A 21,921-nucleotide genomic window follows, 5' to 3' on the forward strand; every position below is an offset into this window, starting at 1 on the left:
GGGTCAGATGTAATGTTCATCCAGTGGTGGAAAGCCATTGAACCCGGTCGAGCAGTAAGTGGACACATAGGCACCAGTGGCGAGGATGTTGATTCTGTCTCCTGCCTTGAGCTCTTCTGGCAGGGGAACGGGATTTTTCTCGTATAGCACGTCCATGCTGTCGCATGTCGGCCCGGCCAGGATGCAGGGTGAGCGGCTGCTCGTGGTGTCGTCATGGGGTGTCTGGAAGACATAGCGGATGGATTCGCCTTCTGTTTCCGCCAGACCACCAAAGCGGCCGATATCCAGATAGACCCAGCGGGGAGTGTTGTCCTCACCGCCCCGCCTGCTGGCCAGCACGACCTCGGTATGCACGATTCCCGCACTGCCAACCATGTAGCGGCCCGGCTCCAGCAGAATGCGGGGGGCCCCTTGTGGGAAATGCGCTGCCATGGCCTCCGTTATGGTCGTGCCGAACTGGTCGATGCTGGGGATGGGGCTGTTGTAATAGGTTGGAAAGCCCCCGCCCATATTGATGAAGTCCAGCGTGATGCCCTGCTTCTGGAGGCGGTGGCAGATTTCGGCAGCCTGAGCAATGGCGTCGGCATAGGCTGTCGTGCTGGTCTGCTGGCTACCGACATGGAAAGACAGGCCAGCTGGTTTCAGGCCCAGCTCACGGGCTTTCTGCAACAGGGTAAAAGCGCTTTCCGGCGTCGTGCCAAACTTGCGGGAGAGCGGCCACTGTGCCCCGGTATTGAGAACTCCCAGCCGACAGAAAACCTCACAGCCGGGGGCGTGTTCTGCCAGTTTTTCCAGCTCCTCCATGCAGTCGAATGCATAGAGTGTCAGGCCTTTCTGATGGGCATAGGCAATGGAGCGCACTGTCTTGACGGTGTGGCCGAAAGAAAGCTTCTGCGCCGGAATGCCTGCTTGCAGGCAGATGTCGATCTCTCCGGGGGATGCGATGTCGAAGAACGAGCCGAGGGCATGCAGCTCCTTCAGGATCGCTGGTGCCGGATTGGCCTTTACGGCGTAATGGATCCGGGCAGAGGGAAGGGCATCGTGCAGGGCGTGGTACTGCGTGCGTACGCAGTCCAGGTCCACGACAAGGCAAGGGGTGGCGGGTTTTTGTTCGGTGAGAAAACGGGCGATTCTGGGAGTCATGATACTCACGTCCCCTATAAATTCTCCCCGGTCGGGGGAGATGTTGCGAAACGGTCGAACGGACCGGCGGGATTCCGCCTGCCCCCTGCAGGCAAGGGGATACGGGGCCAGAGCGCTTGACGTCGTTGCGTAACCTCATGAGGGCCAGTGGCACGTGCGTTGCTGCGTGGAGTGCGTGACAATGCCCAGATTTTTTTTCAATGCAAGGGGAAACTGAAGGGTGGCCTCCGGGTAAGGTTTTTATCACAAAAAAGTGATGTCAAGTCAGCCATTCAGCAGGAGGGGGCGGGAAGGGAGCGTCCTGTTCAGGAAGGATTTTTATTAAAATTCAGTGTGTTGTTGAATGGAGGCAGTCATGGTGGCTGATATCATATCGATATGTGACTTTCTTTTGAGAGAACTGTTCTGGTAACAGTGTAGCGTCTGCGTGGACTGGTTTGATGTGTTTTCTGCTAGTGGAGGACATGATGGCGGCAGGTCATGATGATAAGAAAAAACGCCCCTTTCTTGTACGGGTTGGCAAGGCGCTACGCCCCTTGTTCAATGCCCTGATTGCCAGAGGGTCACTGGTCCCCAATACACCTCTGCTGGACAATGGCCTGTTTCCCTGGGCGGTGGCCCTGGAGAAGGCTGCCCCGCTGATGCAGAAAGAGTTTCAGGCCATCATGGCTGAGCGTGAGAAAATTCCGCCCCTGCGTGACCTTTCGCCCGATCATGAGCGCATTGCGCCGGACAGCCGCTGGAAGTCATTTTTTCTGTATGGCTACGGCATTCCTGTTCCAGAGAATTGTGCCAAGGCCCCTGTTACGGCCCAGCTTGTGGCCGGGATTCCCGGTCTCTGTTCCGCCCTGTTCTCGGTTCTGGAGCCCGGTGGGGAAATTCCACCCCATAAAGGGGTTACCAAAGGGATGCTGAATGCACATCAGGGCTTGGGGGTTCCACGAGATCGTGATAATTGCTGGATCAAGGTCGCAGATCACACGCTGCACTGGGATGATGGCAGGCTGTTCATCTTTGATGATACCTACCGGCATACGGTGCAGAACAACACCGATGAGGTGCGTGGCATACTGTTCATTCAGTTTGAGCGGCCTACCCGTGGTCTGGGATGGTTGATGCAGCGTATTTTCCTTGGAGGGGTGAAAAAATCCGCCTTTGTCAGGGATGCCCAGAACAATATCGAACGCTGGAACCGTATTCAGGCTGAACTGGAGAAAGTGTGATGATGGAGCCGTGATCTTGCTGTCACGGCCTCGCAGGGAGAGGAAAAGCGCACCCCGTGCCCGACAAGATCGAGATGCCATTGGAGCCTCCGCCACCACCAAAAGGCCTCTGGGCCACGTTCAGGCAGGTCCTGAGCAACAGCGGAGACAGCCAGACGTCCCTCAGTGCGGCGGGATGCGCCTTCTTTGCAACCCTGTCGCTGTTTCCCGCCCTGACGGCGCTGATCTCTGTCTATGGGCTGGCTTTTGACGTACAGACGGCAGAAGAGCAGCTGCGTGTCGTCAGGCATATGCTCCCTCCTGCCGCCTATGAGATGATCTTCGACAGGATCCATGCGCTGGTGACTCAGCCTCAGTCCTCACTGACCTTGGGGCTGGTTTTTTCCCTGCTGGTGGCTCTCTGGTCCGTCACGGCCAGCAGCAAGTCCATCCTGTCTGCCCTGAATATCGTCTATCATGCCAGGGAAACTCGTGGTTTCCTGCATTTTCAGGTTCTGGCCTTCGGCACAACTCTTCTGGCCGTGATAGGGGCCTGCCTGACGTTGGCGCTCATGGTGGCGGCTCCGGCCATCGTGGATTATCTGCCACGCTATCTGAGTTATGTGGGGGTGACGATAGATAGCCTGCCGCCATCGCTCCATTTTCTGGTGGAGCAGGGCACGCCCGTTCTCGTTCACTGGCTGGCCCCTTCCATCATGCTCTGTTTCGTCTTCATGGCGCTGATCGTGCTGTATCGTATCGCCCCGTGCCGGGAGCGCATGACATCATGGCGCTGGATCCTGCCCGGTGCGTTTCTGGCGACCCTGCTCTGGGTTGGCGTGTCCATTGGTTTTTCGTGGTACGTCTCGCACTTTGCCAGTTATGGCACGACGTATGGGCCACTGGGTGCCGTGGCGGCTGTCATGATGTGGCTTTTTGTCAGTGCGTATGTCGTGCTGTTTGGCGCCGTGCTGAATGCCGAGCTGGAGGAGCGGGGCTACCGGCGGATCGTTCGCAAGGAAATGGGAATCCCCGTCAGGCCAGCGGACCACTGAGGAGCTGCCGGTTACCGGAGCGGGCTGTCCTGTGCGATTTTTTCGGCCTGACGGGCCTGGTCCTGAAGAATCTCGTGCATGTCGGTAGGGTGGCGGAAACGGGAGCGGCGGCGGGGCAGGACCGTTATGGTGATGTGGCTGACACCGTGATTCATGATTCCCAGGCTGGCCGCAGCCCCCTGCGAGAGGTCGATGATGCGGTCGCCGTCGGCTGGCCCGCGGTCATTGACCCTCACGATGACAGATCGGCCCGTGACGGATGAATGGACCAGCAGTTTCGTTCCCAGAGGCAGGGACGGATGGGCGGCCGTCAGCGCATCGGGGCTGAAGCGTTCGCCGCTGGCAGTCCGTTTTCCGATCAGCTCTTTGCCGCCATACCAGCTGGCCAGCCCGCTTTGCGTGGGAGGGAGTGCAGCTGCTTCCGTCTTCTCCACGTCTGATGACATCCCGGCCGCCAGAGCGGATGGGCTGGAGGCGACATGCCCCAGACATGCAAGAATGATCAGACACGGCAGGGTAGAGGCTGTGAAGGGGAACCGCCTGTTCCGCCCATGAGGGACGACAGCTTCCATGGAAGCCGGGAAAGGTGTGTTTGCCTTCATGTTACCCACGGATATTGTTGATGGTCATCCCGAGTGTGTCACAACTTGAACAGATGGGCCAGCGTGGGCGTCCAGATGATTGTAAACTATTGGATAACATATGAAGATTGCGGTGCCAGACTGTAAAAGAAGTGGCTTTACCTGATGAAGATGAAGGTGCTATCAGCCGTTCGGATGAAGCGACCTCTTATTGTTGTCCTGAACGGACCGAACCTGAATATGCTGGGGCTGCGGCAGCCTGAGATTTACGGCGAAGCCACACTGGATGATGTGGAGCAGCTGTGCCTTCAGGCTGCGGAGCGGCTCGATGTGACGATCGACTTCCGCCAGACCAATGGCGAGGGGGAGCTTGTGTCATGGGTGCAGGAATGCCGGGGCCGTGCAAGCGGTATTGTCATAAATCCTGCGGCCTATGGGCACACATCGGTTGCTTTGCTTGATGCGCTGCTGGCTGTTGAGCTGCCAGTGATTGAGGTGCATATGTCTAACATTCATCGCCGGGAAGCATTTCGTCATCACACGTATGTTTCACAGGCAGCCCGTGGAGTCATCTGCGGGCTGGGGATACGCGGGTATGCCCATGCTCTCCAGGCGGTGGCAGATATGATTGAGGATGAAGGATGAGCCGTATGCTCGTGGACAAGGAGGCCATTCGGGCACTGGCCGATATCCTGACGGATACAGGCCTGACCGAGATTGAAGTTTCCGAAGGCGACAGCCGCCTTCGTGTTGCCCGGAATGTGACCGTACAGGCTGCGGCTGCTCCCGTGGCCGCTGCTCCTGCTGCGGCTCCCGCCCCCGTGGCGGAAGAGGCCGTGGCCCCGGCAGACCCGTCATCCCATCCTGGCGCTGTTCCCAGCCCGATGGTGGGCGTGGCCTATCTGACACCGGACCCCTCCTCCCCTCCGTTCGTGCAGGAAGGAGGCCAGGTCGCTGTCGGGCAGACCATCATGCTCATCGAGGCGATGAAGACCTTCAACCAGATCAAGGCACCGCGTGCAGGCAAGCTGGTCCGCTACTGCGTGGCATCTGGCGATCCGGTTGAATTCGGGGCAACATTGGCGATCATCGAGTGATGTTTTCCAAGATCCTGATAGCCAATCGTGGCGAGATTGCCCTGCGGGTGCTGCGCGCCTGCCGGGAGATGGGCATCAAGACGGTGGCGGTGCATTCCACGGCAGATGCTGACGCCATGCATGTGCGTCTGGCCGATGAGGCTGTCTGCATCGGGCCGCCAAGCTCCCGTGATTCTTACCTGAATGTGGCGGCCATTCTTTCTGCCGCCACCATCACCGGAGCAGAGGCCATCCATCCGGGCTATGGCTTCCTTTCCGAAAATGCGGAATTCGCCGAAACGGTGGAGGAGCACGGCATCGCCTTCATTGGCCCGACAGCCGAGCACATCCGCATGATGGGTGACAAGATCACCGCCAAAACGACCATGGAGGCCCTCGGCGTGCCGTTGGTGCCCGGGTCGGACGGGGCCCTGCGGAGCCTGGACGAGGCCCGGGAAGTTGCGGCCCGTGTCGGGTATCCGGTGCTCATCAAGGCCGCTGCCGGTGGTGGTGGTCGTGGCATGAAGGTGGCCCAGACCGCTGATGAGCTGGAGGAAGCCTGGAGCGTGGCCCGGACGGAAGCCCGTGCCGCTTTTGGCAATGACGAGGTCTATCTGGAGAAATATCTCGACAAGCCCCGTCATATCGAGCTTCAGATCATGGGTGACACGCACGGCAATGTCGTGCATTTCGGGGAGCGTGACTGCTCCCTCCAGCGTCGCCATCAGAAGCTGCTGGAGGAAGCCGGTTCCCCCGTCATCACGCCAGAGCAGCGCAACGAGATTGGCAAAACTGTTACGGATGCCCTGTCACGCATGGGGTATCGCAATGCCGGTACGCTCGAGTTCCTGTATCAGGACGGGCAGTTCTGCTTCATTGAGATGAATACCCGCCTTCAGGTGGAACATCCGGTGACGGAAATGGTCTGCGATGTGGACCTCGTGCGGGAGCAGATCCGTGTGGCCGCTGGTGAAAAGCTGAGCTACCGGCAGGAAGACATCGTGATGAACGGCCATGCCATCGAGTGCCGCATCAACGCCGAGGACCCGGAAACCTTTGCGCCCAACCCGGGGACGGTCAAGGTGTTCCATGCTCCCGGTGGTCTTGGTGTCCGTATGGACAGTGCGCTCTTTGCCGGTTACAGGGTGCCTCCCTATTACGACAGCATGATTGCCAAGCTGATCGTTCATGCTCCCACCCGTGCGCTAGCCATCAGCCGCATGCAGCGGGCCCTGACGGAGTGCGTGGTGGAAGGCGTGAAGACGGTCATTCCCCTGCATCAGAAAATTCTGAATGACCCTGAGTTCCGGAAGGGTGAGTACACCATTCACTGGTTGGAAAACTTTGTGGCGAAACTTCAGGCGGACAAAGTCTGAAGATTTCTGCTTGGGAATGGGGAAAGGGCCGCTTCTGTCATCGGAAGCGGCCTTTTCTATGAGTCATGTAGTGTAGATATGATTTATTTTAATGTGTCGGAGGGTATTTTCAATAAATGTCTGATTTGCCCGGAAGAAAATACAATGTGTTGTCCCTCTTTTCGGGATGTGGTGGATTGGATCTTGGTTTTGAAGGAGGCTTCAAGGTGCTTGCTTCGGCGGTCAACGATATGACCCACCCTGAATGGAAGCAGGATACTGGTGGAGATGACCGGTGGGTTTCGCTCCCAAAAACAAGATTCAATACTGTATTTGCCAATGATATCAGGGATGGTGCCAAGGCAGCGTGGGATAATTATTTCAGAAAATTTGGGATGGATGATAAAATATACCATCTTGGAAGTATTGTTGATCTTGTAAGACATCATAGACGGGGAGAATCGGTTTTTCCTCGTGATGTTGATGTTGTTACTGGAGGATTCCCCTGTCAGGATTTTTCAGTTGCGGGGAAAAGATTAGGATTCAAATCACCCAAGAATCATAGGGGCCTGCTCTCGGAGGATGTTTTCCCTAGTCTGGAGAGTAGGGGAAAGCTCTATATGTGGATGAGAGAGGTCATAGAGATCACGAAACCAAAAGTGTTCATCGCTGAAAATGTCAAGGGGTTGGTCAATCTTCATGATGTGAAATCAATAATAGAAAGAGACTTTAGATCTGTTTCCGAGGATGGGTATCTGGTTGTTGAGGCGAAAGTATTGCATTCGGCTGATTATGGTGTCCCTCAGTCGCGTGAACGTGTTATTTTCATCGGCTTCCGAAGGTCTTCTCTAACGCCAGAGGCCTTGGCCGCACTTTCTCAGCCTTCCTTGGATGAACGTTTTGATCCTTACCCAAAGCCAACACATGCTTATACGAATAATGGTGAGGCGTTGGTGAAGCCTGTGAGTTTGAGGGAGGCTCTTGGAGGACTGTTGGAGCCGGACAAAACATCTGATCTTTCCCAGCAAAAATATTCCAAGGCGAAGTACATGGGAAAACATTGTCAGGGGCAGAGCGAGATACGACTGTCTGGTATTGGTCCGACTATTCGTTCTGAGCATCATGGGAATATAGAATTCAGAAGACTTTCTGTAGAACATGGTGGCATGAATTTAGAAGAACTGCAGGCAGGCCTTGAAGAAAGGCGTTTGACAGTTCGGGAATGTGCCCGGATACAGACATTTCCTGATGATTATGAATTCGTATTTCCTCCACAGTCAGGACGGAAGGGTGTTTCTGCATCTGAGGCTTATAAAATTATTGGGAATGCTGTTCCGCCCTTGTTGGGATATCATATTGCGCATAATCTTCAGAGTAAGTGGGATTTATATTTTGGACGAGATTCCTGAATGATTGTTTTCAATGAAAATAGGGTAGATTTATTTGAAGAATTTCGTAATATCCTTGAGCGGACGAATGAACGATTGAATGAGTGTGCAAAGTATAAAAGTGAGTATTTTATAAAGAGAAATGCTCAACTTTTGGAGGAAGATGTTGCGGATTCTTTAAAAGAGCAGTCACTGGGGACTTCGTTCGAGAATACTATTGAGATAATTTCCGGACAAAGGTTTCCTGACATCGTAGCACGTCAATGTTACGGTGTTGAAGTGAAGAGTTCCAAAGATGATAAGTGGATTACACTTGGGGGGAGTGTTAATGAGAGCACAAGGGTAAAGGGTATAGAAAAGATATTTCTAATATTTGGAAAACTGACGGATCCTGTTGAATTCCGTATGCGTTCATATGAGGAGTGTTTGTCAGAGGTAGTTGTTACACACTTCCCACGATACAAAATTGATATGAATTTGGAAAATGGTCAGACTATTTTTGATAAAATGGGAACAACGTATGATGAGATACGTCAACCACCGAATGAAACAGTTTATAAGATAGTCAATTTTTATAAGAAAAAATTGAGAGAAGGGGAAAGTTTGTGGTGGACTGGGAGCCATGTCAATCCAGAGGAAGATACGTCTGCTCCAATGACAGTCCGGCTGTCTGGTAAATTGAGCAAGGAAGAACGGGCTGGTTTTATAGAAAAGGGTTTTGCTTTCTTTCCCAGTATTTTTAGTTCAAAGTCCACAAAGTATGAGAGGTTCTTTTTGTGGCTTGCTACAAATCATGGGGTATTGGCGACGCGTGATTTTTTTACGGCGGGAGGCCGAGGAATTGTCCAAGGGAAGGCAGGACATGAGTTTTTTGACGTCCCCCAGAAATTGATTCAGCTTCACGATCACTGGCTTACTGTTGCCGCACTGATTGTTGAGGCGAATGCGGATTTTTTATGTGAAACATGGGGTGTCGAGAAGATAGAACCAGACCGGATCCGGCAGTGGAAGGGCATGGTATCGGAGAATTTTTCCAGAGAATATGAACAGGTTGGGCTGTTTCTTGATGACCTCATTTTCGGCTGAATATTTCAGCCCCGTGCTTCTTTCAGGCTGACTCCAGCGATGAGGGGGCAGCCCGGCAGGGCCAGAAGGAAAAGGGCCGCCAGAAGGCTCAGATTGGCCGTACAGGCTGTTCCTGTCGGGGTGGTGCAGGCCAGTGTGCCGAAGATGAGACCAGGAGTCATCAGCGGCAGTGTCAGCACGGGGAGCAGAAGGCTGTTGCGGCGTGCTCCCAGTGTTATGGCCGCTGTCATGCCCCCTGTGAGAGAGAGGGTCAGGCTGCCCAGAGTAAGGCTGAGCATGAGCACCGTCAGGTTATGGGCTGGCAGCTGGAAGAACAGGGCCAGCAGAGGGGTGGCCAGCAGGATGGGCAGTCCACCTGTCACCCAGTGGGCGAACATTTTCCCCAGCGCAATGAAGGCAGGGTGCAGGGTGATCTGGAGCATGTCCAGTGATCCGTCTTCCGCATCTTCATCATAGAGGCGCTCCAGCGGCAGGAGTGAGGCCAGCAGGGTACAGACCCACAGAATGGCCGGGCCGGTCTGCTGGAGCAGGGCGGGGGTGGGGCCGAGGGCAAGAGGAAAAAGTGTGCTGCAGACTGTCAGGAACAGCAGCCCCCCTACGGTTTCGGCACCGTTCAGGCGGGCCAGATGCAGCTCCCGGCGCAGATGCAGGAGCAATGGATGAAGGGTCTTTTTCGAGGCTGGCTCCTCATGCACTGGCGGGGTTTGCATGGTCAGGTCTGGCGTGATGGATGGTGCCACCATGCCGGGTGTGAGGTGCTGGCTGCCCGGTAGGGATAGTGGCGCATGGGAGGCAATGGCCACGGCCCCCCCACGGGCACGATGCTCTGCCAGCAGGGTCTCCAGCAGGGCAAGGCTGGCAGCATCCAGACCATTGGCAGGCTCATCCAGCAGCCACAGCCGGGCATCGGGAAGGAGCAGCAGGCGGCTCAGGGCTACACGACGTTTCTGCCCCAGCGAGAGCAGGCGGACAGGGCAGTCCAGAAGATGGGCCAGCGCCAGACGCTTCAGGGCAGCATGGATGGTTTCTGTCCCATGAGGCATGAAGAGACAGAGATTCTGCTCGACCGTCAGGGTGGATTTCAGGGCGTCAGCAGGGCCAAGCCAGGCAATGTCGGCCCGGCGGGTCACTGTGCCTCCAGCAGGGGGACACAGCCCTGCCATCAGCCGCAGAAGTGATGACTTGCCCGTACCATTTGGCCCGGTAAGGAGTAGGGCATCACCGGTAGCGAGGTTCAGGGAGAGATCAGGGACCAGACAGCGTCCTGCCCGCTCCAGCCGGACATGATCCAGCCGGAGAAGGGATTGTGGTGGAGAGGCAGGCGGGCATGAGGTGCTGGAGGCCATGGTGATGTTTCATGTGGAGCTGGAAGGGGCCTGGGGAAGGTCCGGGAGAAAAATATGCCCTTCCGGGTGGAAAATACAGAAAAGGATGTTTTGCTTGAAGGGTGGTTATGGTTAAGAAAGCGCATGGTGAATGACTACAGGATGGTTGTCCATGTTGTAGCGTGCAGGAGGATGTTCGGAACTGACTGACTGGGTGCTGAAGGCGACCGGTATCGCCAAGTCTTTCGCCGGGAATGAAATTCTGCGGGGAATTTCTCTGGAAGTGGAACGTGGGGAGCTGATTTCCATCATCGGGCCGTCCGGCTGTGGGAAATCAACGTTCCTCCGCTGTCTCAATTTTCTGGAACATCCTGATGCCGGAGAGGTGCGGGTTGAGGATGTGACCGTGGCCAGTACGGGCTCATGGCGCCGTGCGGACGAGGTTCAGGCCCACCGTCTGCGCGGCCATGTGGGCATGGTCTTCCAGTCCTTCAACCTGTTTCCACACCGCACGGTGCTGGAGAACGTCATGCTGGCACCCATGCAGGTCAAACGCATGAGTGAGACGCAGGCGAAGCATGTTGCCTGCGAACTGCTGGAGAAGGTTGGCCTTGCCGCCGTGAAGAACCGTTACCCGGACCGTCTGTCCGGCGGGCAGCAGCAGCGTGCGGCCATTGCCCGTGCTCTGGCGATGAAGCCTTCCGTCATGCTGTATGATGAGCCGACATCCGCTCTGGACCCGGAACTTTCCGAAGAGGTGCTGTCCGTCATGCGGGCGCTGGATGCGGAGGGTATGACCCAGCTCGTCGTGACGCACGACATGCGTTTCGCCCGGGCGGCCTCGGACCGTGTGCTGTTCATGGAAGCTGGACAGATTGTGGAAAGTGGCGACCCCGATGTGATGTTCGCCAACCCGCGTGAGGCAGGAACCCGGCGTTTCCTGCGGACACTCCTTTGATGAATGGGGGCACGGTGATGAAGCGTGTGATGTTTGCGCTGGCTCTGGCCCTGTTCGGGCTGTGGGGTATGGCAGGTCTGTCCGCTCCTGCCTGGGCTGAAGGCGGTACTCCAGCAGTAGCTTCCCTGCGGGTTCCCGGTGCTACGGATGACAGGGACCTTCCCTGGGCGTCGGACGGAGAGGCCAACGTGCCTTACGTCTTTCACGATCCAGCCCATGAAGGGCGGATGACAGGTTTTGAATATGACCTGATGCAGACCATCAGCGCCCGGATGGGACGGCATGGGCGTTTCGTACAGAATGGCTGGGACGGGCTGATCCCCGGCCTCTCACGGGACCTGTATGCCCTGGTCATCGATGGCATCGAGATGACGCCGGAGCATAAGGCTGCCGTGCTCTTTTCCCGGCCCTATTATGTGACGGTGGATCGGATTGTCCTGCGGAATGATGAAAAAGGGCTGGACACGCTTGATGCCCTGAAAGGCCATGTGGTCGGGACCATCAAGAGCACGGCTGCCGAGCGTCTTCTGCTGGATCACGATCCGGCCAATGTGCGCTCTTATGATGAAGAGACAAATCTGTTTTCTGACCTGAAGAACGGACGTCTTGATGCCATTCTGATTGATGAGCCTATTGCCCTTTATTACCGGTCGGATGATCTGAAGCTCGTTGGGCCGCCGATCGGTCGTGTGGCTTATGGAATTGCCTTCCCCAAGAACAATCCCGGCCTGCGTGATGCTGTGGATTCCGTTCTGGGTGATCTCATGAGCGATGGCACCCTGCATCAGATTCTGGCCCGCTGGAATCTCTGGACGCCGCAGATGGCCGATTACACGGGGGATCAGACTCTCTCAACAGTCCAGCCAACGGCCTGGGTGGATTACCGCCAGACGATGGAGCGGATGTCCGGCAGCAGCGTGCAGGCCATGGTCCACCGTTATGTCAGTTTTCTGCCTCTGATAGGCAGCGGGGCGTTGATGACGCTGGGCGTGTCGGCTCTGGCGATGGTGCTTGCCGTGGCGATGGGGCTGGTGCTGGCTCTGGCCCGGGCCTACGGGGTGGCACCGTTACGCTGGCTGGCCGGGCTGTATGTGGAGATCGTGCGGGGCACGCCGTTGCTGATACAGGTGCTGTTCATTTTCTATGGACTGCCTGCTTTTGGTCTGCGTCTGTCGCCTTTTGCGGCGGGCGTGCTGTCGCTGGGGCTGAATTATGCGGCCTATGAGGCGGAAAATTACCGGGCGGGGCTGCTTTCTGTTCCCCGTGGACAGATGGAAGCGGCCATCGCCCTGAACATGACCCACATGCAGGCCCTCCGGCTCGTGATCGTTCCGCAGGCCTTCCGCACGGTCGTACCCGTCATGACGAACGATTTCATTGCCCTGCTCAAGGACAGTTCCCTCGTTTCCGTCATCACGCTGACAGAGCTGAGCCAGACCTATATCCGTCTCTCGTCAACCTATTATGACTATATCGGCACGGGGCTCATGGTCGGTCTGGCCTATCTTCTGGTTGGCCTGCCTTTTGTGCGCCTCGCCCGCATGGCGGAGAAGCGCATGGGGCGCGTCGTCGCCAAGGGGCATCACTGAAGGCCCCATCAGGGGATCAGCGGGTCCGGTGGCGGGGTGTGACCCTGCAACTGGTTCCCGAACCCCAGCTGCAGGGCTTTCTGCCATTCCAGCGCCCAGCTGCGCATCCTGGTCAGGAATGTTCTGGCCTCGGGGTAGGGTGACAGCGCATCCCTGGACCAGACGGGAATGGGGGCAAGCAGCTGGTGGGTCTGCTGGTCCAGTGGTGGAATCAGCGTGTCCACAAGGCCAACCTGGGCCTGACCATCCGTCGTGGTAGCGACGTGTCGCCATTGGACAGCCAGAAACAGGGGGGGGATGGGCGTGACGCCGAGGGCCTGCAAGCGGGCGATGGACTGGTTGATGAGTGGATTGGTGCTGACATCATTGCCCTGTATCACCACAGTACCAGAGCCGATGCAGTCTTCTCCTGCTGGAGAGACCGGCAGGCTGTGATTGAGGAAGTTGCGGTCATCATGGCAGATGCCCGTCACGTTCCCAGCCCGGTCCAGAGCAATGGGCTGCTGGGTTGCCTGGGCGATGATGAGGCCGGTAATGGCCCCCTGATGTGTACGGACAAGAGCCAGAAAAGAGAGGGGGGACTCGTTGCTGATCTGGGCGGAGAGAATGGGGTGCCACTCTCCTTTGGGTAGAGGAATGGTATGGCCACCCAGGATAACACGATCCCGTACAATCTCAGACATGCTGGGATATTGCAGATGCACCGGCATCGGCCCGGAGGGTGCGTTGTCAGCATCGCCCGGGCCGCCGTCTGCATGAGCTGAATCGAGAGGAGCGTGCGTTGCTGCTGGCGCCATGCCGGGGAGCCAGGGAGCCTGTTTTTTCAGCCAGGGGGTTGGGAAAAAGGCTGCCATCATCAGCCCGCCAAGCCCGATCATGAAGGAGAGGCGCCACAGGGGGGCCTGCTTCCAAAGGGAGATGCAGGTACGGAGGAGATGCTTCACAGGCTGGCCTTGTTCATTCTTTCCTGAGGCTCTTCGCTTGTTTCAGCCCGGATGCGTCCTTCTCCTTCCATGACGAGGTGGACATGGGTGCGTCCCTGCTGGCGGGCCGTGATGAGGCTGTCGCTGATCATGTCTTCAATGGACCGGAGAATATCCCGGGCACTGGCCATGCTGCCCAGTTTCTGCTGGCGCTGAAGGATTTCGAAGAGAAGGGCAGGGTCGATGCCACCGGCTTCAACATTCAGCCCGTAGCCACGGATCATCTGCTCAATTTCCAGAGCAGCCACACGGGCGAGGTCCAGCCCCCGCAGCGCACGGAATACGAAGATGCGGTCCAGCCTGTTCAGGACCTCCGGCGCAAACCCGGCCCGACGCAGGGCTTCGGTCGATTCGGCCCGCATTTTCTCGGGCTCGTCAGCCAGCCTGTCCGCAATGGCACTGAGAGCATCCGTGGCAATGTTTGATGTCAGAACAAAGATGGCCCGTGTGGTTGGTACCAGCTCGTTGGTGGAGGCTTCCGTTACATGGCCGTCATTCCAGGCCGTAAGGAATTTCTTGAAGACGTCCGGGTGGGCCTTTTCGATCTCATCCAGCAGGACGACGGCATCGGGATTTTCCTTCAGGCCACCTGTCAGCCGCCCGAACGTGTCAGACCCAACATAGCCTTTGGGAGAGCCGAAAAGCTGTGTGGCAGCATGCGGGCTGGACATCTGGGTCATGTCGAAATGCAGCAGCGGGCGTTCCGTCTGGTTGGCAATCTGCTTGGCCAGATAGGTCTTGCCGGTACCGGGCGGCCCAGCAAGGAGGAAGACCCCGACGGGACGGTCACGGTTCTGGAGAGCCAGCCGGCGGCGCAGCTGCTGGGCAATATCCTCGCAGACCTGGTCCTGCCCGATGACACGGGCACGCAGGGCAGCGGCCAGCTCTTCAGCATTGATGGCACTCTCACGCTGCTGGCGTGCCAGCATTTCCTCCAGAGCGGTGCGGTTGGTCAGACGGCTGAGAACATCCATGAGAAGACTCTTTCTGTGGCGCAGGCCACGGCGGGCCAGACGGTCGGACGAGAGACAGTAGAACACCCCGGCAAGAGAGAGGGCAAGCCCGGCGATCCCGGCGGGAAGATAGCCGGGGCGGGCCCAGTTGGCAGCAACGAGCAGCGCATGCAGCAGGGTTGTGGGGGAGAGATGGACCATGAGAGCCAGCTGGACAGCCGCCAGTATCAGGAAGGCCGCCATCATCAGGGGCATCATGCGGGAGAGCCAGGGGATCAGGGATTTCATCATGGGCTTCTGCATCCTGCCGGGAGGGGAACCCCCTGTTTTCACTGGCAGGCCGGGATGGGGTCAAGTCCTTTTCCTGACAGCTACTGGACAACCACCGGGATGGCGAAGGAAGGGCTGGCAGGGGTAAGGGGAGGCAGGACCACGACATTATGGAACATGTCCAGCGTTGCAATGGATACGGGGCCCATGCCTGCTGGACTGGTGCGTGTCAGTGTGACGATGCCTTCCCGGGCGATGGGGAGCAGCACGGCCTGTGCTCTGGGGCCGAGGATGATCTGCTGGCTGATGCCACTGCTGCTTACGGTCAGCATTTGTCCCGCATGGCCTGCCGCATCGGCCAGGGGGAGGGCTGCCAGCCGGATGCGGTTGTCCTTGAGTGCGGCCAGAAGGGCAGGTTTCTGCTGGGCAGGGATTGTGCTGCGGGCAATGGCCCGGGCTGCATCATCTGGGGGAAGCATGGAGAGCGGGAGTGAGCCTGCCGCCATGGGAATGGCCTGTTCCGCCGCCTGGGGTTGTGGTGTTGGCTGGGCGGCATCATGCGGAGATGGCTGGCCATGCCATGCCAGAAGGACGCCCCCCAGTCCCACAACGGCCGCAACCACGGCCACGGGGCGCCAGAGAGGCTGTTTCTGTGGTTCGGGAGAGGGGGAGGGCTGGTTCATGGCTGTCATTTCGTATCACCATATACCATAAGGGCAGGAAGGCAGAATGGCGTTTCTTTCATCTTTTCCCTGTCGAGCAGTTGCGGGCGGGAAGTGCTTGCATTGGGTGTGGCTCTGTCGTATCAGGGAGATGTTTTCACTTTCCGCTCTTTTGGGGGGTGGCCCTGATGGGCCGCCTTTTTTGTTTTGGATCATTTTTCCACATCGTCGGACCAGTCCGGTCCATCCGCTCCGTTTCATGAGGGTGAAAGCTCCCATGGTATCCGCCGTCTGAGCGGGCTGGAAGCACGCATTGCGGACAGGATTGCCCCGACTCTGGCCGACATGGGGTACGAGCTGGTACGCCTCTCGGTTCTCGGGCATGAGACACCGACCGTCCAGGTCATGGCCGACCGTGCCGATGGCTCGCTCATCAGTGTTGATGACTGCGAGCAGATCAGCCACGCAGTGGGCGCTGTGCTGGATGTGGATGACCCGATACCAGGGGCATGGATGCTGGAGGTTTCCTCTGCCGGGATCGACCGTCCGTTGACCCGGGCGAAGGACTGGGAACGTTTTGCCGGGCATCTGGCCAAGGTGGAGCTGGAGGTTCCGCTGGATGGTCGCAAGCGTTTTGCCGGCATTGTCCTTGGCGAGCGTGACGGGCTTGGCCTGCTTCGTCTGGATGACGGGCAGGAAGTGGCCCTGCCGCTGGATGACATGCGCAAGGCACGGCTGGTCCTGACGGATGAGCTGATTGAGGCAAGTGCTGCGCTGGCAGGCGTGGCGCAGGAAGACGAAGCCGAGGCCGATGGCAGGACCCGCCGGGCGCCAAAGCTGAAACCCAAAAAGCCGGGGAAGAAAAACTGATGACCCGTCTTATGCTGGTTGGAGGTCCGATCTGATGGACACATCTGTTACCCGTCCTGAGCTGCTTCTGGTCGCTGATGCGGTCTCAAGGGAAAAGAATATTGATCGTGAGCAGGTGCTCGAAGCCATGGAGCAGGCCATCCAGAAGGCTGGCCGTGCGAAATATGGGCATGAGAAGGACATCCGTGCCACGATCGACCGCAAGACGGGAGAGGTCCGGCTGAGCCGCTGGACGGAAGCCGTCGAGGTTGTGGAAAATGAGGATGCCCAGATTCCCCTGAAGATCGCCCGGAAATTCCGGCCTGAGATCCAGGAAGGTGAGTTTATCGTCGATCCTCTGCCGCCGATCGATTTCGGCCGTATTGCGGCGCAGACAGCCAAACAGGTGATCGTCCAGCGTGTGCGTGAGTATGAGCGCAAACGCCAGTATGACGAGTTCAAGGACCGTGTGGGTGAGATCATCAACGGGACGCTCAAGCAGACCGAATACGGCAACCTTATGGTGGAGCTGGGCGGTCAGGCCGAAGGGCTGCTGCGTCGTGATGAAATGATCCCCCGTGAGGAGTTCCGCAACTCCGACCGCATTCGTGCCTACATTTACGATGTGCGTGACGAGCCCCGCGGGCCGCAGATTTTCCTCTCCCGTACCCATCCGGGCTTCCTGGCCAAACTGTTTGCGCAGGAAGTGCCGGAAATCTATGACGGGATCATCGAGATCAAGGCCGTGGCCCGTGACCCGGGTTCCCGTGCCAAGATGGCTGTCGAGTCCCGTGATGCCTCCATCGATCCGGTCGGTGCCTGCGTGGGTATGCGTGGGTCCCGTGTGCAGGCTGTTGTGGCGGAACTTCAGGGGGAGAAGATCGACATCATCCCCTGGAGTCCCCATGCGGCTACCTTCGTGGTGAATGCCCTGGCGCCTGCTGAGGTGACCAAGGTGGTGATGGATGAGGATGCCGGCCGGGTCGAGGTCGTGGTGCCGGATGAGCAGCTCTCACTGGCCATTGGTCGGCGTGGGCAGAATGTTCGCCTTGCCAGCCAGCTGACCCGCTGGGACATCGACATCCTGACCGAAGCTGAGGAATCGGAACGCCGTCAGGAAGAGTTCCGCAAGCGGACCAGCCAGTTCGTCAATGAGCTGGATGTGGACGACGTCATTGCCGGACTGCTGGTAACCGAGGGCTATCATACCATCGAGGACCTGGCCTATGCCGACCCGGCAGAGCTGCACGACATTGAAGGTTTCGATGAGGCAGTGGCCGAAGAGCTGATGAACCGTGCCAACAATTATCTGGCCAGTCGTGAGCAGGCTCTGGATGAGCGGCGTCGTGAGCTGGGTGTCAGTGATGATCTGGTCAATCTTGGTGTCTTCTCCCTCCAGGTTCTGGTTGAACTCGGGGAGAAGGGGATCAGGACGCTGGATGACCTGGCCGACCTCGCTGCCGATGAGCTGATCGAGCTTCTGGGTGGTGATGAGCCACTTGAGGAAGCCGAGGCCAATGAGATCATCATGGCCGCTCGTGCCCACTGGTTTGAGGGTGACGAGGGAGCTGGTGAAGGAGACTCGGGTCACGACTGAGGATCATATCCCCGATGTGGATGATGGCCCGTCCGGGCGGGGGCGTCGTGCCTCATCCCGGCGGCGCTGTCTGATCAGCCGCACACATGGTGAGCCGTGTCACATGATACGGTTTGTCGTCGGGCCCGATGGCCAGATCGTGGCGGACCTTGCCGCCCGGCTGCCCGGGCGTGGCATGTGGGTGCAGGCGGACAGGGCTGTTCTGGAAGATGGACAGCTGGCTCGGGCCTTCTCCCGGGCGGCGCGGCAGAAGGTGGACGTGCCTGTGGGGCTTGTGGAGTCTCTCAGGGATGGTTTGGCAAAGCGCCTTCTGGATGGTATCAGTCTGGGCCGACGCGCTGGTGAGGCGGTCTGTGGGTTCCAGAAGTGTCGGGAACGGATCGTTGCTGGCAGAGTCGGGGTTGTCATTTGTGCAGCAGGTGCGAGCCAGGATGAGGTGGCCCGTCTGCTGTCAGGCCAGCGGGAGCTGCCGGTGGTCTGGGTGCCGGGGGATATCCTGGCAGCGTCCTTCGGGAGGGAGCGTGCGGTTTATGCCGTGATGGCTCCTGGCGCTCTGGCAGAGCGGCTGAAGGCAGAATATAAGAGATTTGCGGGGGTGGCCGAAGGCACGCTCCCGGGCCCTGATACGGTAGGGCAGTAAGGAACAGGCAGAAATTATGAGCGACGGCAACGAGCGCAACCAGAACGGAACTCCAAAGGGGACCACCCCAAAAGAAGGGCAGGGCAAGAGCTCCGGCCGCCTGTCCCTGCGTCCGGCAGGACGCAAGGACGTGGGGCGGACCGTAGAGGCTGGCTCTGTAAGACAGAGCTTCAGCCATGGGCGCTCCAAGGAGGTCCGGGTTGAAGTGCGCAAGCCCAAGAGAAGCGGGGCCGCAGGGGGGCGTGGCGGTCGTGCCACGGCTGGTGTCCGTGGCCTGACGGCTTCCGAGCAGGAAAAGCGCCAGCGCGTTCTGGCTGAGGCCGCCGCAGAGGCTGCCCGGCGTGAGGCAGAAGAGGAAGCCCGCCGGGAAGCCGAGAAGATCCGTATCCGTTCCGCTGCTGAGGAAGAGGCCCGGCAGAAGGCTGAGGCCGAAAGCCGTCGTGCCCAGGAAGAGGAAGAGGCCCGGAGCCGTGCGGCCGAGGAAGAAGTTCGCAAGAAGGCCGAAGTTGCAGCCCGTCGCCAGGAAGCTGAACGGAAGGTGCCGCCGCCGCTGACGGGTTCCACGACCGGGGGTGTGCAGCTGGCCGAGCCGACCAAGCGTCTGCGTCCGCTGGCCGAGCGGGCCATCATGCCGAGCCGCCCGCTGAATACGGCGGCGTCTTCACGGGCTTCTTCAGCCCGTTCCAGCAATGACGCCAGCGAGACGCTGCACCTGCGGGGACGCACTGGGGCCGTGGGAGGTGCCGATGACGAGGGAGCAGGGCCTTCCCGTCGTGGCGGTGCCGGTGGCGCCCGGCGTTCTTCTCCGTCGTCCCGCCGTTCTTCGCCCCGCCGCAGCGGGGGTGGTGGTCAGGACCGTCGGTCAGGCCGTATTGACGTCCGTGCCGCCATTGAAGGTGATGACGGCAAGACCCGTTCGCTGGCTTCCGTCCGGCGTCAGCGTGACCGCGAGCGCCGTCAGGCCGAGCTGGAGCGCCTGCGTTCCGATCAGGTTCGTGTCGTGCGTGACGTGACCGTGCCGGAAACCATCACCGTGGGTGAACTGGCCAACCGTATGGCTGCCCGTCAGGGCGAGGTCATCAAGATGCTGATGAAGATGGGCGTCATGGCAACGGCTGCCCAGAGCATCGATGGTGATACGGCCGAGCTTGTCGTGAGTGAATTCGGCCATCGCATCAAGCGTGTGGCAGACAGTGACGTTGAGCTGGGCATCGAGGGCATTGAGGACAAGCCGGAAGACATGAAGCCCCGTCCGCCGGTCGTGACGGTGATGGGCCATGTAGACCATGGCAAGACCTCCCTGCTGGATGCTCTGCGCACGACAGACGTGGCCCATGGCGAGGCTGGTGGGATCACCCAGCATATCGGTGCCTATCAGGTAACCGTGGCTTCCGGTCAGAAGGTAACCTTCATCGATACACCGGGCCATGAAGCCTTCACCTCCATGCGTGCCCGTGGCGCTTCCGTGACGGACATTGTCGTTCTGGTGGTGGCTGCTGATGATGGTGTGATGCCGCAGACGATTGAGGCCATCAGACATGCCAAGGCTGCCAATGCGCCGATCATCGTGGCCATCAACAAGATGGACAAGCCTGGCGCCAATCCGGACCGTGTCCGCAATGAGCTGCTGAACCATGAGATCGTGGTGGAGAGCATGGGTGGCGACACGCAGGAGGTGGAGGTCTCCGCCCTCAAGCGTGATGGTCTTGACCGTCTGCTGGAAGCCATCCTGCTTCAGGCCGAGATTCTTGACCTGAAGGCGAATCCGAACCGGATTGCCGAGGGTGCCGTCATCGAGAGCCGCCTGGATCGTGGCCGTGGTTCCGTGGCAACGGTGCTGGTCCAGAAAGGGACGCTCAACCGGACGGACATCGTGGTGGCCGGAGCCCATTGGGGTCGTGTCCGTGCGCTGCTTGATGATCATGGCAAGCAGATCAAGAAGGCTGGACCGTCCGTGCCGGTCGAGATTCTGGGCATGAGCGGGGTGCCGGATGCCGGTGCGCCGTTTGTGGTTGTCGATAGCGAGAACCGTGCCCGTGAGATCAGCGAGTTCCGCCAGCGCAAGGCCCGGGAGAAGGCCACCGCCATGCAGGTTGCTGCCCGTGGTACGCTGGACCAGATGCTGGCCCGCATCCAGGCTGGTGAGCAGAAGGAAGTGGCCCTGATCGTCAAGGCGGACGTGCAGGGTTCTGCCGAAGCCATTCAGGCAACGGTGGAGAAGCTCTCCCATGAGGAAGTGGCCGTGCGGGTGCTGAATGCCAGCGTTGGTCAGATCACCGAAAGTGACGTGCAGCTGGCCAAGGCGTCCAATGCTGTCATCATTGCTTTCAATGTGCGGGCTACCGTTCAGGCCCGTGAGCTGGCCCAGCGTGATGGTGTGGACATCCGCTACTATTCCATCATCTATCAGGTCTCTGATGATGTGGAGAAGCTGGTCAAAGGACGTATCGCACCGAAGCATCGGGAGAAGTTCCTTGGTTATGCAGAGATCCGTCAGGTCTTCAACATTACCAAGGTCGGCAAGGTTGCCGGGTGCTACGTCACCGAGGGTGTCGTCAAACGTGGCTGTGGCGTACGCCTGCTGCGTGACAACGTCGTCATTCATGAGGGTGAGCTGAGCCAGCTGAAACGCTTCAAGGATGATGTCCGTGAAGTGGCTCATAATTATGAGTGCGGCCTTTCCTTCGCCGGTTACAACGACCTGCGGGAAGGTGATGTGGTTGAATGCTATGAGATGGAAGAGATCCCGGCTTGAAGACGCGGCCTTCCTTTGACCTCCTCGGGCCGGCGGGTGAAAGCGCCGTCGGCCCAAGCACCCGCCAGCTGCGTGTAGCTGAAGAGGTCCGCCATGTTCTCGCAGAACTGTTTGCCAGAACGGAGTTCCGCGACCCGGAACTCTATGGTGTGACCATCACGGTAACGGAGGTCCGTATTTCACCGGACCTGCGCCATGCAACGGTGTTCGTCACACGTCTGGGGCGAGATGATGTTGAGGCTGTCCTGCCAGCTCTGAAGCGTGTGGCCTCTTTCCTGCGGAAACGTCTTTCCACGGCCCTGCGTCTGAGGACAGTGCCGGAGCTGCATTTTCAGCCTGATACGTCTCTGGAGCATGCGATGGAAGTGGAGAGCATCCTGCGCTCGCCAGAGGTCCAGCGGGACCTGCACCGTGACCAGGCTTTGGATGATGAAGACTGAGGCCGGGCCAGAAT

Annotated in this window: 20 protein-coding genes and 1 pseudogene; 14 read left to right on the top strand and 7 right to left on the bottom strand. The window is 58.6% G+C overall.

Features of this window, described 5'->3' with window-relative positions:
• Positions 1 to 3 precede the first annotated feature (3 nt).
• Positions 4 to 1,143, bottom strand: a complete 1,140-nt coding sequence (locus DTQ13_RS06380; RefSeq protein ID WP_043561002.1) for a type III PLP-dependent enzyme — start codon at positions 1,141 to 1,143, stop codon at positions 4 to 6.
• Positions 1,144 to 1,607: 464 nt separating this feature from the next.
• On the opposite strand from DTQ13_RS06380, the gene DTQ13_RS06385 reads away from it, so the two are divergent.
• Positions 1,608 to 2,366, top strand: coding sequence for an aspartyl/asparaginyl beta-hydroxylase domain-containing protein (locus tag DTQ13_RS06385; RefSeq protein ID WP_227449776.1), 759 nt, complete (start codon positions 1,608 to 1,610; stop codon positions 2,364 to 2,366).
• A gap of 56 nt (positions 2,367 to 2,422) precedes the next feature.
• Complete coding sequence (locus tag DTQ13_RS06390) at positions 2,423 to 3,400, top strand: YihY/virulence factor BrkB family protein (protein ID WP_227449777.1); 978 nt, start codon at positions 2,423 to 2,425, stop codon at positions 3,398 to 3,400.
• An 11-nt stretch (positions 3,401 to 3,411) separates the two neighbouring features.
• Here DTQ13_RS06390 and DTQ13_RS06395 read toward each other — a convergent pair whose 3' ends face one another.
• Positions 3,412 to 4,002 carry a septal ring lytic transglycosylase RlpA family protein gene (locus DTQ13_RS06395; protein WP_192848610.1) on the bottom strand — a complete coding sequence of 197 codons (591 nt, stop codon included), beginning with the start codon at positions 4,000 to 4,002 and terminating at the stop codon, positions 3,412 to 3,414.
• 174 nt (positions 4,003 to 4,176) lie between these two features.
• On the opposite strand from DTQ13_RS06395, the gene aroQ reads away from it, so the two are divergent.
• From aroQ to DTQ13_RS06420, 5 genes are all read left to right on the top strand, one after another.
• Positions 4,177 to 4,626, top strand: coding sequence for a type II 3-dehydroquinate dehydratase (gene aroQ, locus DTQ13_RS06400; protein WP_182040551.1), 450 nt, complete (start codon positions 4,177 to 4,179; stop codon positions 4,624 to 4,626).
• Positions 4,623 to 5,078, top strand: a complete 456-nt coding sequence (locus tag DTQ13_RS06405; RefSeq protein WP_248460364.1) for an acetyl-CoA carboxylase biotin carboxyl carrier protein subunit — start codon at positions 4,623 to 4,625, stop codon at positions 5,076 to 5,078. The genes aroQ and DTQ13_RS06405 overlap by 4 nt, the downstream gene beginning before the upstream one ends.
• On the top strand, positions 5,078 to 6,433 hold the full coding sequence (gene accC / locus DTQ13_RS06410) for an acetyl-CoA carboxylase biotin carboxylase subunit (RefSeq protein ID WP_248460365.1): 1,356 nt from the start codon (positions 5,078 to 5,080) through the stop codon (positions 6,431 to 6,433). Before DTQ13_RS06405 ends, accC begins: the two co-directional genes overlap by 1 nt.
• A 116-nt stretch (positions 6,434 to 6,549) precedes the next feature.
• Positions 6,550 to 7,821: a DNA cytosine methyltransferase gene (locus tag DTQ13_RS06415; RefSeq protein ID WP_248460366.1), complete on the top strand. Its 1,272-nt coding sequence runs from the start codon at positions 6,550 to 6,552 to the stop codon at positions 7,819 to 7,821.
• Positions 7,822 to 8,886: a hypothetical protein gene (locus tag DTQ13_RS06420; RefSeq protein ID WP_248460367.1), complete on the top strand. Its 1,065-nt coding sequence runs from the start codon at positions 7,822 to 7,824 to the stop codon at positions 8,884 to 8,886. It abuts the gene before it with no gap.
• A gap of 5 nt (positions 8,887 to 8,891) precedes the next feature.
• Here the strand turns inward: DTQ13_RS06420 and ccmB are convergent, their stop codons facing one another.
• Together ccmB and ccmA are read right to left on the bottom strand one after the other, a co-directional pair.
• Positions 8,892 to 9,596: a heme exporter protein CcmB gene (ccmB, locus tag DTQ13_RS06425; RefSeq protein ID WP_248461236.1), complete on the bottom strand. Its 705-nt coding sequence runs from the start codon at positions 9,594 to 9,596 to the stop codon at positions 8,892 to 8,894.
• Positions 9,597 to 9,698: 102 nt separating this feature from the next.
• Positions 9,699 to 10,232, bottom strand: a pseudogene (gene ccmA, locus DTQ13_RS06430) (heme ABC exporter ATP-binding protein CcmA); the annotation flags it as partial.
• 193 nt (positions 10,233 to 10,425) lie between these two features.
• On the opposite strand from ccmA, the gene DTQ13_RS06435 reads away from it, so the two are divergent.
• Together DTQ13_RS06435 and DTQ13_RS06440 are read left to right on the top strand one after the other, a co-directional pair.
• Positions 10,426 to 11,169, top strand: coding sequence for an amino acid ABC transporter ATP-binding protein (locus tag DTQ13_RS06435; RefSeq protein WP_081562607.1), 744 nt, complete (start codon positions 10,426 to 10,428; stop codon positions 11,167 to 11,169).
• A 68-nt stretch (positions 11,170 to 11,237) separates the two neighbouring features.
• Positions 11,238 to 12,758: an ABC transporter substrate-binding protein/permease gene (locus tag DTQ13_RS06440; RefSeq protein ID WP_052349215.1), complete on the top strand. Its 1,521-nt coding sequence runs from the start codon at positions 11,238 to 11,240 to the stop codon at positions 12,756 to 12,758.
• An 8-nt stretch (positions 12,759 to 12,766) separates the two neighbouring features.
• On the opposite strand, the gene DTQ13_RS06445 is transcribed toward DTQ13_RS06440, so the two are convergent.
• The 3 genes from DTQ13_RS06445 to DTQ13_RS06455 all read right to left on the bottom strand — a co-directional run bounded on the left by DTQ13_RS06445 (position 12,767) and on the right by DTQ13_RS06455 (position 15,656).
• Entirely contained in the window at positions 12,767 to 13,702 is a 936-nt protein-coding gene (locus tag DTQ13_RS06445) for a hypothetical protein (RefSeq protein WP_248460368.1), read from the bottom strand.
• The gene (locus DTQ13_RS06450; protein ID WP_086431826.1) at positions 13,699 to 14,982 is read right to left on the bottom strand and encodes an AAA family ATPase; all 1,284 of its coding nucleotides are present in this window, start codon (positions 14,980 to 14,982) and stop codon (positions 13,699 to 13,701) included. The genes DTQ13_RS06445 and DTQ13_RS06450 overlap by 4 nt, the downstream gene beginning before the upstream one ends.
• An 83-nt stretch (positions 14,983 to 15,065) precedes the next feature.
• Complete coding sequence (locus DTQ13_RS06455; protein ID WP_248460369.1) at positions 15,066 to 15,656, bottom strand: hypothetical protein; 591 nt, start codon at positions 15,654 to 15,656, stop codon at positions 15,066 to 15,068.
• 252 nt (positions 15,657 to 15,908) lie between these two features.
• On the opposite strand from DTQ13_RS06455, the gene rimP reads away from it, so the two are divergent.
• The 5 genes from rimP to rbfA are packed head-to-tail and all read left to right on the top strand — an operon-like array spanning position 15,909 to position 21,907.
• Positions 15,909 to 16,496, top strand: a complete 588-nt coding sequence (gene rimP / locus DTQ13_RS06460; protein WP_081563379.1) for a ribosome maturation factor RimP — start codon at positions 15,909 to 15,911, stop codon at positions 16,494 to 16,496.
• A 34-nt stretch (positions 16,497 to 16,530) separates the two neighbouring features.
• Complete coding sequence (nusA, locus tag DTQ13_RS06465; RefSeq protein ID WP_043560987.1) at positions 16,531 to 18,072, top strand: transcription termination factor NusA; 1,542 nt, start codon at positions 16,531 to 16,533, stop codon at positions 18,070 to 18,072.
• Positions 18,047 to 18,712 (top strand): DUF448 domain-containing protein, encoded by a 666-nt coding sequence (locus DTQ13_RS06470; protein ID WP_227449778.1) that lies wholly within the window; start codon positions 18,047 to 18,049, stop codon positions 18,710 to 18,712. Before nusA ends, DTQ13_RS06470 begins: the two co-directional genes overlap by 26 nt.
• A gap of 16 nt (positions 18,713 to 18,728) precedes the next feature.
• Entirely contained in the window at positions 18,729 to 21,467 is a 2,739-nt protein-coding gene (infB, locus tag DTQ13_RS06475; protein WP_248460370.1) for a translation initiation factor IF-2, read from the top strand.
• Complete coding sequence (rbfA, locus tag DTQ13_RS06480; RefSeq protein WP_043560980.1) at positions 21,464 to 21,907, top strand: 30S ribosome-binding factor RbfA; 444 nt, start codon at positions 21,464 to 21,466, stop codon at positions 21,905 to 21,907. The genes infB and rbfA overlap by 4 nt, the downstream gene beginning before the upstream one ends.
• Positions 21,908 to 21,921 lie beyond the last annotated feature (14 nt).

Source organism: Parasaccharibacter sp. TMW 2.1888 (assembly GCF_023167265.1).
In the GTDB taxonomy this organism is placed as follows: Bacteria; Pseudomonadota; Alphaproteobacteria; order Acetobacterales; family Acetobacteraceae; genus Bombella; species Bombella apis.

What these genes read in the sequence shown, in the direction of transcription:
- DTQ13_RS06420 (WP_248460367.1), top strand. Translation starts at nt 7,822, where the DNA reads ATGATTGTTTTCAATGAAAATAGGGTAGATTTATTTGAAGAATTTCGT.
- nusA (WP_043560987.1), top strand. Translation starts at nt 16,531, where the DNA reads ATGGACACATCTGTTACCCGTCCTGAGCTGCTTCTGGTCGCTGATGCG.
- DTQ13_RS06415 (WP_248460366.1), top strand. Translation starts at nt 6,550, where the DNA reads ATGTCTGATTTGCCCGGAAGAAAATACAATGTGTTGTCCCTCTTTTCG.
- infB (WP_248460370.1), top strand. Translation starts at nt 18,729, where the DNA reads ATGAGCGACGGCAACGAGCGCAACCAGAACGGAACTCCAAAGGGGACC.
- DTQ13_RS06455 (WP_248460369.1), bottom strand. Translation starts at nt 15,656, where the DNA reads ATGACAGCCATGAACCAGCCCTCCCCCTCTCCCGAACCACAGAAACAG.
- accC (WP_248460365.1), top strand. Translation starts at nt 5,078, where the DNA reads ATGTTTTCCAAGATCCTGATAGCCAATCGTGGCGAGATTGCCCTGCGG.
- DTQ13_RS06395 (WP_192848610.1), bottom strand. Translation starts at nt 4,002, where the DNA reads ATGAAGGCAAACACACCTTTCCCGGCTTCCATGGAAGCTGTCGTCCCT.
- DTQ13_RS06440 (WP_052349215.1), top strand. Translation starts at nt 11,238, where the DNA reads ATGGCAGGTCTGTCCGCTCCTGCCTGGGCTGAAGGCGGTACTCCAGCA.
- DTQ13_RS06405 (WP_248460364.1), top strand. Translation starts at nt 4,623, where the DNA reads ATGAGCCGTATGCTCGTGGACAAGGAGGCCATTCGGGCACTGGCCGAT.
- DTQ13_RS06385 (WP_227449776.1), top strand. Translation starts at nt 1,608, where the DNA reads ATGATGGCGGCAGGTCATGATGATAAGAAAAAACGCCCCTTTCTTGTA.
- DTQ13_RS06380 (WP_043561002.1), bottom strand. Translation starts at nt 1,143, where the DNA reads ATGACTCCCAGAATCGCCCGTTTTCTCACCGAACAAAAACCCGCCACC.
- DTQ13_RS06450 (WP_086431826.1), bottom strand. Translation starts at nt 14,982, where the DNA reads ATGAAATCCCTGATCCCCTGGCTCTCCCGCATGATGCCCCTGATGATG.
- aroQ (WP_182040551.1), top strand. Translation starts at nt 4,177, where the DNA reads ATGAAGCGACCTCTTATTGTTGTCCTGAACGGACCGAACCTGAATATG.
- ccmB (WP_248461236.1), bottom strand. Translation starts at nt 9,596, where the DNA reads ATGCAAACCCCGCCAGTGCATGAGGAGCCAGCCTCGAAAAAGACCCTT.